The sequence below is a fragment of the Pseudomonas sp. CFII64 genome, from assembly GCF_000416235.1.
In the GTDB taxonomy this organism is placed as follows: Bacteria; Pseudomonadota; Gammaproteobacteria; order Pseudomonadales; family Pseudomonadaceae; genus Aquipseudomonas.
The window spans coordinates 65876-82993 of the sequence record NZ_ATLO01000028.1 but is presented as its reverse complement, the minus strand read 5'-3'; the positions used below and the strand labels follow the sequence as shown (position 1 = coordinate 82993).

Genomic DNA, 17118 nt, shown 5'->3' with positions numbered 1-17118 from the left:
GTATTTCTATATAGTTTATAGTTAAGTATCCACGCACGGCTCGTCAAGGAAAAAAGATGACAGATAGCAATTCGCCGCTCGCAACCGGGAATTTCTCGAGGTTGAGCGAGAACGACAGCGCGCCGCTTTATGAGGTGGTCAAACGGCATATTTCTGAGGCGATCCTGCTCGGCGAATGGACCAGCGGAACCGTGATCCCCAGTGAAAATGCATTGGCGGCTGATTTCGGCGTGTCAGTCGGAACCATCCGCCGCGCATTGGCCGAACTGGTGTCCGAAGGGATGCTGATGCGCCGCCGCAAGACAGGCACCGTGGTTACCGGCTGGGCACCGCTGCATAACTTGCGTTACTTCTTCCAGTATTTCCGTTTGCACAATAAGGAAGGTGCATTGCTGAAGTCGCGCACCGCCTTACTCGACTACCAACTCGGCGAGGCCACTGCGTTGGACGCCGAGAAGTTGCTGATCGAAGAGGGTGGCCCGGTTTATCGTCTGCACCGGTTGCGTAGCATCGATGGCGTAGCTGCAATGCACGAGCGTTTCACCGTGGTAGCCAGCAAGGTTCCGGACTTCCCAGGGCCAGACGAGCTGCCGGAACTGCTTTATCGCTATCTGCTTGACCAATACGGTCTGCGTGTAGCCGCAGTACGCGAGCAGTTGACTGCGGGATTGGCCAATGCCGAGGATTGCCGCCTGCTGGAGCTGACTGCGCCCCATGCGGTGATGATTATCGATGCAGTATCTTTCGATCAGTCTGCAACGCCGGTAATGATGACCCACCAGCGTGTCAGCACCGAGCACTTCATGTACGTCAACGAAATACGCTGAAGGACGCCGAGCCCCGTTGCACCTGCAAGGTTGGCAGAGGTTTACGCTCAAACGGGTGACAGAACTCGATCAAGGTGACGGTACTTACTCTGCCAACAACACCGCCGCATCAAACCCCATGCGCAGGTTGCCCCAATGGCGGCCGTCGAAGAAGAACGGCACGTCGATCTCGGTCATGATTTCCCCGGTGTCGCGCAGGTAAGTCTGGAGCAGGAAGCGCTGTTCATTACTCGCTGCACGCAGGCCGATCGGGTCGCTGAACATCCGTTTGTTACGGCAGACCGGCAGGTCGACGGCGTGGTCGCCGGTTGGCTGTTTCGAAACCCAGCTGTTGTTGACCGGGCAATAGCCCTTGTTGTCGACGATGAACGAAACCTTGCCACCCTTTGTGCCCTTGGTCAGCTTGTCGCATTCTTCCTGACATACCTGCGCGAAGCGTTCGGTGTAGCTGGTCATGTACTGCTTGGGATCAGTGTTGGGGATCAGTTTATAACTCTGGTCGAACAGATTGAGCCCTTCGCGTTGCAGCACCGCCAGGCGCTGCTGAAGGCTATCGCGGCAGTCGCTCGCCCGGGTAATCGCCGCGTCCAGCGCGCCATGGCCCAGGACAAATTTGCCGAGCATCGTCTGCACCCGTTCGGCAACGCCTAACAGGTCGCGGGTCGCCGTGGCTGAAAGCACCATGCGCTGATCAATGGACTGGCTGTCGGCATAGATCTGAGTGACGCGCTCGTTGATTCCGGTATTGCTCTCGGCGAACTGCTGAATGTGTTCGGCGATGTCGGCAAGCTTGCCGTTGGTGGACTCGAAGTCGCCGATCATGGTCTCGAAATGGCCAGAGGCGCGCTCGACGACCTTGCGGGTTTCCCTTGCGCTATGGCTGATGTGGGCGGTTTGCTCATGAGTCGAGCCGACTTCCAGCAGCATGGCATCGATGTTCTGGGAGATATCGTCAGTGGCTTTGCTGACATTCTGCGCCAGGGTGCGCACTTCATCCGCAACAACCGCGAAACCGCGTCCGCTTTCACCTGCGCGTGCGGCTTCAATCGCAGCGTTGAGCGCCAAGAGGTTGGTTTGCGAGGAAATCTTCTGGATCAGACCGACGATGGATTTGATGCTCGACGAACGCTGGTTCAAGGCGGAGACCAGCGTGCTGAATTCGTTGAGGTTGTTGGAGATTTCACTGATGTTGCCGGTGACTTCCAGCAATTCGGCGTAAGAGTTGCGGGCCATGCTCAGGTTCTGGGCCGTGGTGCTGGAGATCCCTTGAGTCTGTTGCGAGACCTCCTGGATATTGCCCACCGCCGTGTTGCTTTGGTCCATCACTTCCTTGGCGAAGCGTGCCTGGTGGGTCGCGCTGTCGCTGGAGTCGCTGATGTTTTTCAGGGAACGAGCCGACTCGACGGCAATTTGCACCGTCAAGGCCTGGATCGTACTGATGATTTCCCGTTGCTTGCCCAGAAAGCGGTTGCAGGTGCTGGCCAGTCCGCGAATTTCGTCATGGGTCAGCAGCGGCAGGTCTTTGGACAGGTCGCCGCTGCCGCTGGCAATTTCCTCAAGGACCTGAGTCATATGGGTGACCGGACGCACGATCAGGTGGCGAAAATACCAGACCAGAAAGCTGACCATGCACAGCGTGAATAACGTGCTGAACAAAATCGCGTGGTTGAGCGAGTTCAGGCTGCCTTCAATCTGGGCCAGTACGGTCGCATCCAGCTGCGAATTTCGCAGTTGCTGAACGATATCGGCACGGATGCTCAAAGCTACCCAGTAGAGCAGGGCGCTGACGACGACAAGCAGGAAAAGGCTTGAGAGCTTTTTGGTGAGTGAATCGAAAAATTGCATTTCGATGGACTCATACAAAGCCTTGAACATCCGCATGCCGCTGCTCCTTCGCAAGATCATAAAAACCGTTCTTCAATGGGTAGTCGTCGACCGCAAAAGGGAAAGCTTTAATTAAAGCCGCTACCTCACAATGATGCGCGGGAACGGTCACCCCGCACTGAGGCACAAAATCGACGTCGATCGTCTGAAAGTGATCGTTAATCGCACGCTTTTAGAGCTCGCGCCATCAAAAATCTATTTGGATGTTGACCGAATTAACCGGTTAGTACATTTTTAACCGCACACCTGGGCCATCATCGCCAGGAAAACAATAAAAATATAAGAGGCCCTCCCATGCAGCAGCCCTTGCTCATGCTCCATCTTCCCCGTTCTGTCCCGCGTTCTATCAGGCAGCACGTTCCCCGACGCGGCCCCGAGCCCGCAGATTTGTCTTAACGCAGCCACAAGGGCACAGACACTCACAGAGTCAGAGCTGTTTGCCTTGGCGGCATCGCGTCAAGCGTTTCGGTTTCGGGGCATTTACGAGGTAGACAATGACAAGAATCGTTGGTCTGTATTTCAAACTGCTGAAGTTGCTGATTGTGCTGTGCATGGTCGCAATGATCGTGCTGGTCTTCGGCAACGTAATACTGCGTTATGCGTTCAACTCCGGGATCAGCGTCTCTGAAGAGCTGTCGCGCTGGTTTTTTGTCTGGATGATTTTTCTCGGCTCGCTGGTCGCGCTGAAAGATCGCGCGCATATGGGCCTGGACAGCCTGGTCAGGCGCTTGCCCCCTGGCGGCAAGCGCATTTGTCTGGTGATCGGTCATTTCTTGATGCTGTACATCTGCTGGTTGGTGTTCAGCGGCAGTTGGCAGCAGGCGGTCATCAACCTGGACGTCGTGGCACCCGCATCAGGATTGTCCATGGCGCTGTTTTATGCGGCAGGCCTGGTGTTTGGCGCCAGCGCTGGCGCAATTCTCTTGTACGAGTTGTACCTGGTGGTCAGCGGCAAGCTGGGCGATGACGAGTTGGTGATGGTCAGGGACAGTGACGCGGCCGAGGAAATCGACGCTATCCAGAAACAGCAGTCCACTACCAAGAGAACGCACCCATGACTCTGGCCATATTCCTCGGTTCGCTGATTGGCACCATGGCGTTGGGTATCCCGATCGCCTTTGCCTTGTTGCTGGTCAGTGTCGCCCTGATGCTCCAACTAGACCTGTTCGATGCGCAGATCATCGCGCAGAACCTGCTCAACGGTGCGGACAGTTTCCCGCTGATGGCTGTGCCGTTTTTCATGCTGGCTGGCGAGATCATGAATGCCGGCGGCTTGTCCAAACGCATCGTCAACATTGCCATGGCGTTAGTTGGCCATAAGCGCGGCGGCCTGGGCTACGTGGCGATTATTGCCTCGTGCCTGCTGGCGTCCTTGTCAGGCTCGGCGGTGGCCGATGCGGCCGCGCTCGCCGCGCTGCTGGTGCCGATGATGGTCCAGGCCGGGCATAACCGTGCGCATTCGGCAGGACTCATCGCTGCCGGCGGGATCATCGCGCCAGTGATTCCCCCAAGCATTGGTTTCATCGTCTTCGGCGTCGCTTCCGGCGTATCGATCTCCAAGCTGTTCCTGGCCGGAATCGTGCCCGGGCTCATGCTTGGCGTCGCGCTCGCCGTGGCCTGGTGGTTTGTTTCCCGTCGCGAGAACATTGCCCCCCCCGCTAAACAAAGCCTTGCCCAAGTCATGCGTGCCCTGGTCGAAGGCAGCTGGGCGCTGGGTTTGCCGTTGATCATCGTTTTTGGCCTGAAGTTCGGCATTTTTACCCCCACTGAGGCGGCCGTGGTTGCCGCGGTTTACGCACTGTTCGTATCGCTGGTGATCTACCGGGAGCTGAAGATCGACCAACTGTATGGCCTGATTCTTACGTCGGCCAAGACCACATCGGTGGTGATGTTTCTGGTGGCGGCGGCCATGGTGTCGTCGTGGCTGGTGACCATTGCCGAGTTGCCTCAGCAACTGGCGGGGGTACTCGAACCCTTCATGGATAACCCGACGATGTTGTTGATGGTCATCATGCTGCTGGTGATTCTGGTCGGCACGGCGATGGATATGACTCCGACCATCCTGCTGCTGACGCCGGTGTTGATGCCGGCCGTCGTCATGGCAGGCATTGATCCGGTCTACTTCGGCGTGCTGTTTTTGATCAATTGCGCCATTGGCTTGATCACACCCCCCGTCGGTACGGTGCTCAACGTGGTGTGTGGCGTCTCAAAGATAAGCATGGACGAGATCATCCGCGGTGTCTGGCCGTTCATGCTTGCCCAGTTCGCAGTGCTGTTTCTGCTTGTGCTGTTTCCTTCGCTGGTTCTCGTGCCGTTGAAGTTTTTCACCGGTTGATCTCGGCGAGCATCCCAGTAACTCGACTTCTAAAAACAATATGGAGAGTGACATGCAAAAAATCATCAAATCCCTGCTGGCGGGAGCCTGCGCAACAAGCTTGTTGCTGGGCAGCATGGCCGGCCACGCGGCGGAGATTCGCGAGCGAACCCTGCGCTTTGCGTTCCAGAACGTTCAAGAACATCCGCAAGGGCAGGGCGCCAAGAAGTTTGCCGAGTTGGTTCGTGACAAAAGCGGCGGCAAGATAAAAGTGACGCTTTTCCCGGGTGGGACCCTGGGGGGTGATGTGCAAACCGTTTCTTCGTTGCAAGGCGGTACGCTGGACCTGACTGTGCTCAACTCCGGCATCCTGGCAGCCCAGGCCAAAGACTTCGCGATGCTCGACTTCCCATTCCTGTTCAACAACGTCGAAGAAGCTCACGCGGTGATCGATGGTCCAGTAGGCCAGAAGCTGGCCGCGCAACTGGACAGCAAAGGGTTGATCAACCTGGGTTACTGGGACCTGGGTTTTCGCAACATCACCAACAGCAAACGGCCCATTAACAAACTGGAGGACATGCAAGGCCTGAAACTGCGGGTGATTCAGTCGCCGATCTACCTGGAAACGTTTTCTGCATTGGGCGCCAACCCTGTGCCGATGGCTTTCCCTGAGGTGTATACCGGCCTGGAGCAGCACACGATTGATGGCCAGGAAAACCCGTTTACGGTGATCGAAGGCAGCAAGTTCTACGAAGTACAAAAGTACCTGTCGGTGACTGGACACATCTTCAATCCACAGTCTTTCATCATCGGCAAGAAAACATGGGATCGTCTTAATAATGACGAGAAGCAGATCATAAAAGACGCTGCGGCAGAGGCTCAGGTGTTTCAACGCGAGGTCACTGCGCAGAGCATGGAAAAAGCGCGAGGCAATCTCGAGAAACACGTCGCGGTTAACGACATCTCACCTGAAGAGAAAGACCGTTTTCGTCAACGTGTGCAGCCGGTAATCGAGAAGTTCTCCAAAGAACTTGATGGCAGCCTGGTGAAAATGATGTACGACGAAATCGCCAAGGTTCGCGCAGCGCAGTAAAAGGCTTGAGGGCCGTGACGAATTGCGAGTGGTCGAAGCCGACAGAGCCTGTAATGGGTGCCTTGCTGGACATGCCACAGTCCAGGCAACGGCAGTTGATGGCTGCGGACTTCGACCACTCAGGCGATGATCTCAATTGCTCCCGGGAGCATTGGGATAATCATCGTCAATCGTTCTAGACGCTTCTACCTGATCGTCAGCAAACTGCTCGGCTGCTACAGGCGCACCAGGATGCATCGAATGTGAACCGCTTCTTCCGACGGGCTGGACATATTCATTTGCCTTGTCGTAGTTGCCGACAGGCGCTGAGTATGCAGACGAAGGTTGGGAAGTCGTTTCGCTGACGGTGTTGTTCCCGGTGTGTTTTCTCGGTGGGTCTGCAAGCGCCGTCACGCAAGCTGCGGCCAGCAGCATTGCAGTAACTGCGCTCAGTCTAGTGTTGCTCATTGTTGTACGCCTCCTTTTAGAGTCGCACTATAAAGTTTGGACTCTCTGCCAAAACCAGCCTGAATTGGCGACCGACGGTGTCACAAAAAGCAGGGCAGCGGTCACCCAGGAAAGTTTGGTGAAGCGCAGATATACATGGGGTGCATCCATTCGATTGGCCGATCCATTCAATAACTAAACTAAAGAGACATTTAGTATAGTTATAATTTTATCGAATATAAAAAAAAGGGGTAGAGCACTGCAAACCTTTCCAGTCAAGACAACCACTCAATACTTCGGGCTTCCACACTCCCACCGGCCACAGCCGCTTGCACACCATTGAGGTTGCTCGCCAGACAGGCTGAGATCCACTCACGCCCGACCGAGGCCATCGCTTCAATCATGATTGCTCGATAACGCTATGAGCTACAACTGGAATTGGTGGACTTTTTCGAGCCCTATGTGGATGCCACACAGACCTACCTGGAAACGCGGATCTGGGCTGCCGGTTGGCCCATCGCTACGGCGCGGGCCGCTTTTACCATCGCGTTGGCGCTGGACTCGATTGTCGGCGTAGCGCGTACTTCGCTGCTGACCTGGATGCGTGCCAGCAAAACCAACGGGGCTGGATTGACTTTCCTCTCAAGCAACGAGATCACCTGAATCAGTGTGTCGGGTCGCGGGCAAGCCGAGTGCTGAGTCGCCAACTGGCACGCTTCTAGGAGGAGGGATGCCCATGCTTTCCGATGGCGATTTGAATTGAAGCGATGTTTATGGCTGTTATCCCAAAGAGGGTAATCGGACTTTCCCCGACGCCTTATAGGATCCACTGATGATAATCCGTCGTTCGACCATACAGTTTATACATTCTTAAGCAAATCATGCCTATACCACGAGATGCCGAGGTGGAAATTTGTAGTTATCAGCCTGAGCGTCGGAGCTACTCTAAAGATAACTGAAGACCGCCATGGCGGTGACAGCCGCCCTCAGGAGGTTGGAATGGAATTGATGAAAAAATAACCCGCTAAAGCGGCTTCTTTTATGCCTGCCGTGACAATTATTCACCAGGTCAAGACGCTAAATTACGAACGGCTGGAATCTGCCCATGCCGTGTGAAACCGCCGGTAATTGTCCAACATCCTTGAAGTAGCGTTTTGAGTGATAGAGCGCCGATAGTGACGGTCACAGCCGGTCGCTATCGGCCCACATATGCTTTGCTAGATGATCACACCGTGTAAGGAAGTGCTTTTCAACGCGTCATCTCGGTCCTGAGCAATATATGCGCAGGCTTGACCACCAAGCTCAAAGCTTATTCCACATGTTCGAACTCGGCCTTTTCACCTTTGTCGGGAATTGACAAGGGTGTTCCCTCCACGCCCGAGTAGGTCACTATGACAACAGCTTCTTTGTCACCCGTCACGCCGCGATGACTGGAGTTTACCGATTCAGCGAACCCCTGCCCGGCGCTTACCCTATGAGATTTACCGGATACTCTGTCCTCTACTGTCAAGTCTCCAGATACCACGTAAGCCGCATTGGGTATCGGATGTTGATGCCAGGGTAACGCCGTGTGGGGCGGTATGGTGATTTCAAGGATGGTCAACTGTGGCTGGCCGGTTGGGTAGGACTTATAGGGCGTGCCCTCCCAAGAGGCCACTTCCTTAATGGCGACCTTTGCCTTGATCTCGGGCGGGTCCCCTGCGTATGCGGCGCTGGCGAATACCGCGGTCAAGGCGAGCAAGCGGGTGTTGATATCAAGTATCTTCATGACGTTCCTCGTAGCTATTGTTTTTATTGTGTGCCGGTAGTGTCGGATGTTCGACTGAACGCGGTATTGAATAATTCTGCGTTTCTGTTGAACGATTCTTCCATGCCCTTTTGCTCCGAATAGCCAGTGGAATTGGTAGGGAGTCGGGAAAGTCATTTTCTTCAATGAACCGCGACAAATATTCAATACTCCTGCGGTCCGGCCTCACATGATCAAGGCTCAAAAATAAAAACAATGACCTGAGGAGATAGCTATGGTCCCTTCAAGCGATAGAACCTTGGTGATGTCAGATGGGCCTGCTGCGGCACTCTACCAACCTGGGCGGATCGGCACGATGCAGCTGCGCAACAGGTTCGTCCAGGCCCCTATCTTCACCCAGTTCGCCAGTACCTTTGGCGAAGTCGACGACAAGCTGATCGACTACCACCGAGCGCGCGCCCGGGGCGGGGTCGGTTTGATCATTACTGAAAACACCTCCATCGACTGGGAAGTAGGGCGCACTGTCGGCCACCCGATCCGCATCGATCACGATCGGTTCATCGGCGGGCTCAGCAACTTGGTAGATGCCGTGCACGGCGAAGGTGGGAAGATAGCCGTGCAACTGCACCATACGGGGCGCCAGAACTCAAAAGGCAATACCGAGCGAAACGAGCCACCGCTGGCACCTACTGCGGGGATCACCAGCGCATTCGGTACAGCACCGCGCGCTATCGAGGAGCATGAGATTCCAGGTTTGATAGACAAGTACGTCCAGGGTGCTCGTCGCGCAGTGGCAGCCGGCTTCGACGCTGTGGAACTGCATGGCGCCCACGGTTACCTGCTTGGCCAATTTCTATCGCCTTTCACCAACAAGCGCACGGATAGCTGGGGGGGATCCCTGGAGAATCGCGCGCGCTTTGCCCTCGAGGTGGTTCGTGGCATACGCGCCGAGGTCGGTCCTGACTATCCAGTGTTGTATCGGCTCAGCGTGGTCGAACCTTATGAAGGCGGGCTTTCGCTCGAGGACGGGCTGGCGTTCTGTGAAATGCTTGAGCCTCATGTAGATGCCTTGGATGTCAGCGCTGGCAATTACGATACAGCGATGACGCTATTACCGATGATCGCCCCCGGTTCGTTGGTCAATTATGCCAAGGCCGTGAAGCAGAGGGTGTCGATACCCGTCATTGGCGTAGGCCGCTTGACCTGGCTACTCGACGAAATGTCCCAAGCGGTATCGGCAGGCGAGCTGGATTTTGTCGCGTTCGGGCGATCGGGACTTGCTGACCCCGATACGGTGATCAAGACTCAGCGTGGACAGCCTCAAAGCGTGCGCCGTTGCTTGGCCGTCAATGAGTGCATATCGCGCTGGATGTTCAACGGTAAAGGCACGCAGTGCGTTATCAACCCCACCTTGGGCCAAGAGCGGCGTGCCGAGCAGGCCCGCCGTCCTGCCGCCAGCAAACAGCGGGTATTAGTGATCGGCGCAGGACCTTCCGGCTGTGAGGCGGCGATCCTCGCCGCTCAACGCGGCCACAGCGTCACTCTGCTCGAACGCGATGGGCGGCTTGGCGGACAACTTTGGGCCTGGGCATCGGCCAGCCCGTTTCGTATGGAGGTCATCAACATGATCAATTTTTACGCAAGTGAACTCGATCGCGTAGGGGTCACGGTCCACCTGCACTCCGATGGCAAGGACGTTAATCCGCACCTGTGGGATACGGTGCTGCTTGCCACCGGAACCGAGTCTGCGGATCCCAGCACAGATGTGACCCAGATGATGTCCAGTGGCATTCTCCCGACGGCGAGCGAGGTCATGGTGTTTGGCGAGACTGAAGTTGCTCTTTTCGCAGCACTTTGGCTGGCTGAGAACGGAAAAAACGTCAGCTTGCTATCCCCGGCAGTTAGCGTCGGTATGGATACCAACGACATGCAGCGCGGCCATCTTACGGAGCTCTTGCAAAACCTTGGCGCCAAGATTGTCACCAACGCCATCCTACCCGCGGATGGCCAGGTCATTATGGCCAGCGCGCGCATGGCGTCGACACTGCATGCCGGACTGGTCGATGACTATCGCGTGCAAAGCATTGGCACGCGCGCTCGAGGAGGGAGGATGTACGAAGCCACGCAATCAGGTTTTTGGTCAGCCGCACGTATAGGAGAAGCACTATGAATGTTCGCGCTATCGAGCATGTCGGAATTACCGTGCCGGACATGCAGGAGGCTACCCGTTTCTTTGAAGAGGCGTTTGGTGCGCAGGTGCTCTATGACATGCTGGACAAGCCACTGGGTGGCCCGGCAGTGGAGGCAGGGCTTGGAATCGCGCAAGGCGCGGTGATCCAGGTCATCCGCATGCTAAGGCTTGGCAACGGCCCCAATCTAGAGCTGTTTTCGTATTCTGGCGTGGCGCAGGCGAATCCCGTGGTCCCGAGTGACCTTGGTATCCAGCACATTTGCATCTATGTCGACGACATCGACGCTGCCGCTGATCGGTTAGCGAAGGCGGGCGGCACCTTGTTGAGCCAGCCAGGAGAACTTCCGGGACTTGATGCCGGTGCGGGCAATCGCTACGTGTATACCAGAACGCCTTGGGGCAGTACGATTGAGCTGGTCACCTATCCAACAGCCCAAGCTTATGAGCGCCAGACGGATCTTCGCCGCTGGAGGCCCAGCGACACCACAGAAGACGACCTCAACAAACAGTCTCGGTGATGCTCGTGACGTGACGCTGACGGGGCCTAGCTCATGCTGACAATGAGCCGGGCTCGGTCGCACTTTGGCATGTGCTATTTTTAGAAGCCCGTACACGCATCCGGTCAGGTGACTGGCGGGTCCGCGACTGTGAAAAAACTCCACTACTTAATGACAATAAAGGAGTTGTGATGAGTCTGATTCTATTGGCGCCAGAGAAAATGCTCGAGGTGATACCAGGCGAAATCACTATCAAAGGTACAGTGGATACGGTGCCGAACAAGGGTATGTCAGTCCGAGGTTATCGTTTCTATAAAACCGAGGTAGATATACCCTGCATGAGGGACTATGAGCTGGTTCGCTGGAAAAAGGGAACTTCCAATCTCGGGTTTCACGACGGCTCCCGATGGCGAAAGAATGCCGTACATGAGGATGATGTAACGATACTCACTCGTGGCGAGTCATCGCGCTGGTATTGGATGAATGATATAGAAGTCAGCCATATCTACATTTCACAAGCGCTCATGGCCAAGGTCGCCAGCGAAATTTTTCACAAGGACATCGATCGCACCTTCGTTGACCACTATCCGATCGTCAACGACGCTGCGCTATCCACGCTCATGGGGTGCTATGAGGCAGAAGCGCTGAGTGAGGAACCTGGCAGCGATCTTTTCTCGCAGTCGTTGGAAATACAGCTATGCATTCACCTCATGCGCAAATACATAAAATGTGATGGTCAGGACGAAACCGTATCACGTATTTCCAGAGCCCGTCTCGACACCTTACAGCGCTATATCATGACCCACCTCTCGGGCACCATATCGGTAAAGGACATGGCCGCCATCGTCGATTTGAGCCCTTCGCATTTCGTTCGGTTGTTTGCAACTGTGTTTGGCGTTTCACCGCATCAATATGTGCAGGCACAACGGCTCAAGCGAGCCGAACGGTTGCTTTCGACTCTGCACAATGTGCCGCTCAAGGCCGTGGCGATGGATTGCGGCTTTGCTGACCAAAGCCATATGACCAGATTATTCAAAGAAAAGCTGTCAATGACGCCTAAAGAATATCGAGAAAAAAATGCCTTAGGGTTGTTCTGTTCCCTCACCGTCCAGTGATCGACCAGCGAATATACCTATAATGGGGCCTAGAGTGAGGCCTCATTTATGGGGTCCCGGCTAAGGTGAAGTGCGCCCCAAATGTTGGACGGCTTCTTCCTCTCCCGTTGTACCGTGGTGAGTATCGTCGACAGGTTCCGGAAATGCCTATCCGGCTTTAATGGTTAGAGTGCGGCCTGTGACGAGCTCTTCAACGGTCATTTGCCCGGAAAGAATGTACGCCGCATTTGGCATCGGGTGTGTGCCATGGCAATGAAGTTCTTGCTGGAATGGTCATATGAACGACCGTCAGCTGCGGGACGCCGTGAGGATATTTTTCATATTTCTTCCCATTCCAGGACTCTTCGCTGCGGACCAGCATTTTGGATTAATGCGCGCATCCACATGCTTCTGATGTCACAGGAGCTCCATAGGATAAGTAGTTACCTGACTTTTGTGTCGAGTGCGCAGCGACAGGTTCAATCCGTGGCACGGATCGCCTGCAAAACTCAGTCGCTGAAAAGATCAAACATCAACTGCCGGAACCAGCGATTGGCCGGGTCTCGAACGCATCGGGCGTGCCAAAACAGGTTGATTGCGATTTCTGGCAGAGGCATCGGTAAGGGCAGGATGGTGAGACCGAAGGGCTCTGTACAACTGGTTGCGAAACGCTCAGGTACCGTGGCTATGAGATCCGTATTCTGCAGGATTTGACCGACTGCGACGAAGTGTGGCACTTCCAGTTTTATGTCTCGATGCAGGCCAGCGCGCTGCATGACCCCATCTATTTCTCCGTGACCTGTACTTGCCGCGATAACCCTGACATGGCCGAACTCACAGTAACGCTCCCGGGTCATGGCGTGCCGTGTGATGGGGTGTCCCTTCCTGCACAAGCCTACGTAGCGGTGGTGAAAAAGTCGGCGCTGATAAAAACCTGCCTGCAGATCCGGCAAGAGTCCTACCGCCAGATCAACGCTGCCGTTGGCCAACGCCTCGGATAAACCGACATGGCTGCGCAGCGTCCTCACCGACACACCCGGCGCCAGCTTGAGCAGGGTCTGGATCAACTTCGGCATGAAGTAGATCTCGCCAATGTCTGTCATCGCAATCACGAAACGTTTTTGCGTTGTTGCTGGATCGAAATCGTCAAGACGATTCAACGCACCGTGCAGCGTGCCAATTGCGTTGGCCACGGGCTCAGCCAACTGCATTGCGTACGGAGTGGGCTGCATCCCCTGATTCGTACGTACGAACAGGTCGTCATTGAGCGCTGTTCGCAATCGTTTCAGCGCATTGCTCATCGCAGGTTGCGTGAGCTCAAGGTTCTGAGCGGCGATAGACACACTTCTGTCTAGCAACAACTGGTGGAAGATCACCAGCAAATTTAAATCCAGATCGCGTAAGTGCATTGCGGTCCCCTTGGGGCCTGAGGCTAGAGCCAATATTCATGATGGTGATAGTTTCTATGTTTTTTGCACCATTTATCAATGGAGATCTGCGTTGCATTATCGGGATATTCCAAAAACAAGACGCAAGGTTGTCCCCATGAGCAGTCTTCAATCGAAGCTACAAATAGCCATCGTTGGTGGTGGTATCGCAGGCGTGGCCCTGGCATTGGATCTGTGTCGCCATGCTCATCTCAACATCCAGCTATTCGAAGCGGCACCTGCATTTGGCGAGGTCGGGGCAGGGGTCTCATTTGGTGCCAACGCCGTTCGTGCAATTGAAGGGTTAGGCATTGGCCGGCCTTATCAACTCATTGCCGACCGTACCCCGGAGCCTTGGCAGGACATCTGGTTTGAATGGCGTCGTGGCGTAGATGCGGCTTATCTGGGAGCGAGTATCGCGCCGGGTGTAGGCCAGTCATCCGTACATAGAGCCGATTTTCTTGACGCCTTGGCGCAGCAGTTGCCAGCTGGAATCGCTTGTTTTGACAAACGTGCGATGAGGGTCGAAGAAACAGCTGAGCGGGTTCGGGTTCGTTTCACCGACGGAACCGAACACGCGTGCGACCTGCTGATCGCTGCAGACGGTATCAAGTCCTCGATTCGCGATTATGTTTTGCAAGGCTTGGGTCATCCTGCCGTGGCTCCTCGGTTCAGTGGCACCTGCGCTTATCGCGGAATGATTGATAGCGAAACACTGCGTGCGGCTTATCGCGCAGCCGATATCGACGAGCATTTGATTAACGTTCCGCAGATGTATCTAGGCCTTGACGGGCACATCCTCACATTCCCGGTCAAAAAGGGCCGACTGATCAATGTCGTGGCCTTCGTCTCTGATCGCAGCCGCCAAGACCCGAAATGGCCCCAGGATAAACCCTGGGTAAAAAACACCACACAAGCCGAGATGCTGGACGCGTTTTCGAGCTGGGGCGACGCGGTTCGGGTCCTGCTCGAGTGCATTCCTGCGCCCACCCTCTGGGCCCTTCATGAATTGGAAGAGCTGCCTGGCTATGTGCATGGTCGCGTGGGCCTGATCGGTGACGCAGCGCACGCCATGCTACCCCATCAAGGGGCTGGCGCTGGCCAAGGCCTTGAAGATGCCTGGTTGCTCGCCCGTTTGTTGGCAGATCCTCAGGTCGATGCCGGGAACGTCAAACGTGTGCTCGAGGTTTACGACCAAGTGCGCAGGCCACGTGCGTGCCGGGTCCAGCGAACCTCGTGGGAAGCCGGCGAGCTGTATGAATATCGTGATCGTCAGGTCGGCGATGACCAGTCCCTTCTATCAACGACTCTGGCCAACCGGTTCGACTGGCTGTGGAACCACGACATGGAAATTGATCTGGCAAGCGCGCGCGCTCAGCTCGGATGGCAATAACGCGGCTGGATTGCCGCCGTGTCGGATCAATTGCAGAAACATCAACAATAAAAAAGGAGCCACATCATGACCGTCAGCATTACAAACACACCTCAGGTTCTTGAGTTTCTCAAGGAGGCTGCGGGATTGAAAAACACCGCTGGCAGTGCCCGAAACAAGCAGATTGTTTTTCGCCTGCTGCAGGAGACCACTCGGCTGATCGAAGAGCTGGACGTCAGCGACGACGAGTTCTGGTCAGCTGTCGAATACCTCAACCGTTTAGGTGCAAGTAATGAGGCGGGGCTGTTGGTCGCGGGGCTTGGCATTGAACACTTCCTCGATCTGCGCAACGACGCCAGACAGGCAGAAGCCGGACGAACCGGCGGAACGCCACGCACCATCGAAGGCCCACTCTACGTCGCCGGAGCTCCTCTTTGTGAGGGCTACGCTCGGCTGGATGACGGGGCCGAGGGAGATGCCGCAACGGTTATGTTCGTGGAGGGCCAGGTGCTGGACCTGCAAGGGCAGCCAGTCGCTGGAGCCTTGGTCGACGTCTGGCAAGCGGACAGTAAGGGTAACTACTCGCACTTTGACAAAAGCCAGTCTGAATACAACCTGCGCCGCCGGATAGTGGTTGATGAGCAGGGACGTTATCGGTTTCGAAGCATTGTTCCGTCTGGCTATGGCTGCAATCCGTCAGGTCCTACTCAGGAATGCCTGAACCAGCTCGGTCGTCATGGTCAGCGTCCGGCACACATTCATTTTTTCGTGTCGGCACCGGGATATGAGCATCTGACCACCCAGATAAATCTTTCGAATGATGCACACCTTTGGGACGACTTCGCTTACGCCACTCGTGATGGATTGATCGGCGAAGTTCACTTTGTTGAAAACCCTGAGGCGGTCCAAGAACGCGGAGTTGCGCCGCGGTTTGCCGAGATGACTTTCGACTTCCAGTTGCGCCAGGCAGCTGATCGCGCAGCCGAGCAACGGAGTAATCGTCCGCGGGCGCTGCAGGCCTCGTAAAACAGCATTACATACCATCAATCGAAAATGAAAAAAGAGGATAACCGCATGTCCCTGAGTAATTTGAAACCCATTGAAGTCACTGTCGCTGTCTTGCGTGAGGCGGGTGCAAAGCTGCAGGTAGAGCGCGCTGAGTTGGGTGTTCCACGTCCCGACGAAGTCCGCGTACGCGTTGTTGCAACCGGCGTCTGCCACACGGATATGGTCGTTCGTGACCAGCTATTCCCGACGCCGCTGCCTATCGTTCTGGGGCACGAAGGTGCAGGTGTGGTCGAGTCAGTAGGATCGGCCGTTACCACTATCGTGCCCGGCGACCATGTCGTGATGACTTACATGTCCTGCGGGCTATGCCTGCCGTGTGAGACCGGACACCCTGCCCATTGCTCACATATGCACCCACTGAATTTTGGTGGTGGCCGTTTGGATGGCAGCACGTCAACGTGCAGTTGTGAAGGTAATGCGCCTATCCATGACCATTTTTTCGGTCAGTCATCCTTTTCGACCTACGTCGTCGCCAATGAACGCAATGTAGTCAAGGTCTCGAAGAAGGCACCGCTTGAACTCCTGGGCCCACTGGGTTGCGGTATTCAGACAGGGGCTGGCTCGGTACTCAAGGCTATGAAAGTCGAGGCGGGCGCAAGCTTCGCCGCATTTGGTTCCGGTGCTGTCGGGCTGGCTGCGGTCATGGCAGCAAAAGTAGCGGGTGCGACCACTATTATCGCGGTCGACGTAACCCCAAGTCGCCTGGAGCTGGCACTTGAGCTGGGCGCGACTCATGTCATCAACAGCCGCCAAGAGGACCCGGTAGCGCGCATCCGTGAAATTACCGGCGGTGGCGTCAACTACAGCCTGGAGTGTTCGGGGCGCGCAGAAGTGTTGCGCCAGGCTATCGATGCGGTCACCACATTGGGCACTTGCGGCATCGTCGGCGCGACGAAGATGGGCACCGAAGTGGCCTTCAACATTAACGACGTCATGATTCCCGGCAAGCGAATCATGGGCATCGTTCAAGGCGATGTCGTCGCCAATGCGTTCATTCCCACCCTGGTCGATCTGTACCTGCAGGGCCGTTTTCCGTTCGACAAACTGTGTCGTTTCTACACCTTCGATCAGATCAACGAGGCCATGGCTGATAGCGAAAGCGGCATCACCATCAAACCGATTCTGCGCATGCCGACTGCGACTGACCTGGCTTGAATTCCCGACTGATAAAGGTAGCG

15 protein-coding genes are annotated in these 17118 nt (G+C 55.6%); 11 read left to right on the top strand and 4 right to left on the bottom strand.

Annotation, left to right across the window (positions count from 1 at the left end):
- The first annotated feature begins 56 nt into the window (after positions 1-56).
- Positions 57-827, top strand: coding sequence for a GntR family transcriptional regulator (locus CFII64_RS13335; RefSeq protein WP_044901352.1), 771 nt, complete (start codon positions 57-59; stop codon positions 825-827).
- Positions 828-911: 84 nt separating this feature from the next.
- Here CFII64_RS13335 and CFII64_RS13330 read toward each other — a convergent pair whose 3' ends face one another.
- Positions 912-2708 carry a methyl-accepting chemotaxis protein gene (locus CFII64_RS13330; RefSeq protein ID WP_020291307.1) on the bottom strand — a complete coding sequence of 599 codons (1797 nt, stop codon included), beginning with the start codon at positions 2706-2708 and terminating at the stop codon, positions 912-914.
- Positions 2709-3205: 497 nt separating this feature from the next.
- Between CFII64_RS13330 and CFII64_RS13325 the strand changes: the two genes are divergently transcribed.
- From CFII64_RS13325 to CFII64_RS13315, 3 genes are read left to right on the top strand one after another with little or no spacing between them, the layout of a single operon-like run.
- Positions 3206-3769 carry a TRAP transporter small permease gene (locus tag CFII64_RS13325; protein WP_020291306.1) on the top strand — a complete coding sequence of 188 codons (564 nt, stop codon included), beginning with the start codon at positions 3206-3208 and terminating at the stop codon, positions 3767-3769.
- The gene (locus tag CFII64_RS13320; protein WP_020291305.1) at positions 3766-5046 is read left to right on the top strand and encodes a TRAP transporter large permease subunit; all 1281 of its coding nucleotides are present in this window, start codon (positions 3766-3768) and stop codon (positions 5044-5046) included. The genes CFII64_RS13325 and CFII64_RS13320 overlap by 4 nt, the downstream gene beginning before the upstream one ends.
- A gap of 52 nt (positions 5047-5098) precedes the next feature.
- Positions 5099-6118 (top strand): TRAP transporter substrate-binding protein, encoded by a 1020-nt coding sequence (locus CFII64_RS13315; protein WP_020291304.1) that lies wholly within the window; start codon positions 5099-5101, stop codon positions 6116-6118.
- A gap of 132 nt (positions 6119-6250) precedes the next feature.
- On the opposite strand, the gene CFII64_RS29750 is transcribed toward CFII64_RS13315, so the two are convergent.
- Complete coding sequence (locus CFII64_RS29750; RefSeq protein ID WP_156883174.1) at positions 6251-6565, bottom strand: hypothetical protein; 315 nt, start codon at positions 6563-6565, stop codon at positions 6251-6253.
- Positions 6566-7006: 441 nt separating this feature from the next.
- Here CFII64_RS29750 and CFII64_RS13310 point away from each other — a divergent pair, with 441 nt between their 5' ends.
- A complete protein-coding gene (locus tag CFII64_RS13310; RefSeq protein WP_156883173.1) occupies positions 7007-7207 on the top strand; it encodes a hypothetical protein in 201 nt (66 codons plus the stop codon).
- A 646-nt stretch (positions 7208-7853) separates the two neighbouring features.
- On the opposite strand, the gene CFII64_RS13305 is transcribed toward CFII64_RS13310, so the two are convergent.
- Positions 7854-8312 (bottom strand): cupin domain-containing protein, encoded by a 459-nt coding sequence (locus tag CFII64_RS13305; protein WP_020291302.1) that lies wholly within the window; start codon positions 8310-8312, stop codon positions 7854-7856.
- A 253-nt stretch (positions 8313-8565) separates the two neighbouring features.
- On the opposite strand from CFII64_RS13305, the gene CFII64_RS13300 reads away from it, so the two are divergent.
- The 3 genes from CFII64_RS13300 to CFII64_RS13290 all read left to right on the top strand — a co-directional run bounded on the left by CFII64_RS13300 (position 8566) and on the right by CFII64_RS13290 (position 12094).
- On the top strand, positions 8566-10461 hold the full coding sequence (locus tag CFII64_RS13300) for an FAD-dependent oxidoreductase (RefSeq protein WP_020291301.1): 1896 nt from the start codon (positions 8566-8568) through the stop codon (positions 10459-10461).
- Positions 10458-11000, top strand: coding sequence for a VOC family protein (locus tag CFII64_RS13295; RefSeq protein ID WP_020291300.1), 543 nt, complete (start codon positions 10458-10460; stop codon positions 10998-11000). The genes CFII64_RS13300 and CFII64_RS13295 overlap by 4 nt, the downstream gene beginning before the upstream one ends.
- Before the next feature lie 170 nt (positions 11001-11170).
- Positions 11171-12094: a helix-turn-helix domain-containing protein gene (locus tag CFII64_RS13290; RefSeq protein WP_020291299.1), complete on the top strand. Its 924-nt coding sequence runs from the start codon at positions 11171-11173 to the stop codon at positions 12092-12094.
- Between the two features lie 488 nt (positions 12095-12582).
- On the opposite strand, the gene CFII64_RS13285 is transcribed toward CFII64_RS13290, so the two are convergent.
- On the bottom strand, positions 12583-13482 hold the full coding sequence (locus CFII64_RS13285) for a LysR family transcriptional regulator (RefSeq protein ID WP_020291298.1): 900 nt from the start codon (positions 13480-13482) through the stop codon (positions 12583-12585).
- 136 nt (positions 13483-13618) lie between these two features.
- Between CFII64_RS13285 and salA the strand changes: the two genes are divergently transcribed.
- From salA to CFII64_RS13270, 3 genes are all read left to right on the top strand, one after another.
- The gene (salA, locus tag CFII64_RS13280; RefSeq protein WP_020291297.1) at positions 13619-14893 is read left to right on the top strand and encodes a salicylate 1-monooxygenase; all 1275 of its coding nucleotides are present in this window, start codon (positions 13619-13621) and stop codon (positions 14891-14893) included.
- 66 nt (positions 14894-14959) lie between these two features.
- The gene (catA, locus tag CFII64_RS13275) at positions 14960-15898 is read left to right on the top strand and encodes a catechol 1,2-dioxygenase (protein ID WP_020291296.1); all 939 of its coding nucleotides are present in this window, start codon (positions 14960-14962) and stop codon (positions 15896-15898) included.
- 48 nt (positions 15899-15946) lie between these two features.
- Positions 15947-17095, top strand: coding sequence for an NAD(P)-dependent alcohol dehydrogenase (locus CFII64_RS13270; RefSeq protein WP_020291295.1), 1149 nt, complete (start codon positions 15947-15949; stop codon positions 17093-17095).
- Positions 17096-17118 lie beyond the last annotated feature (23 nt).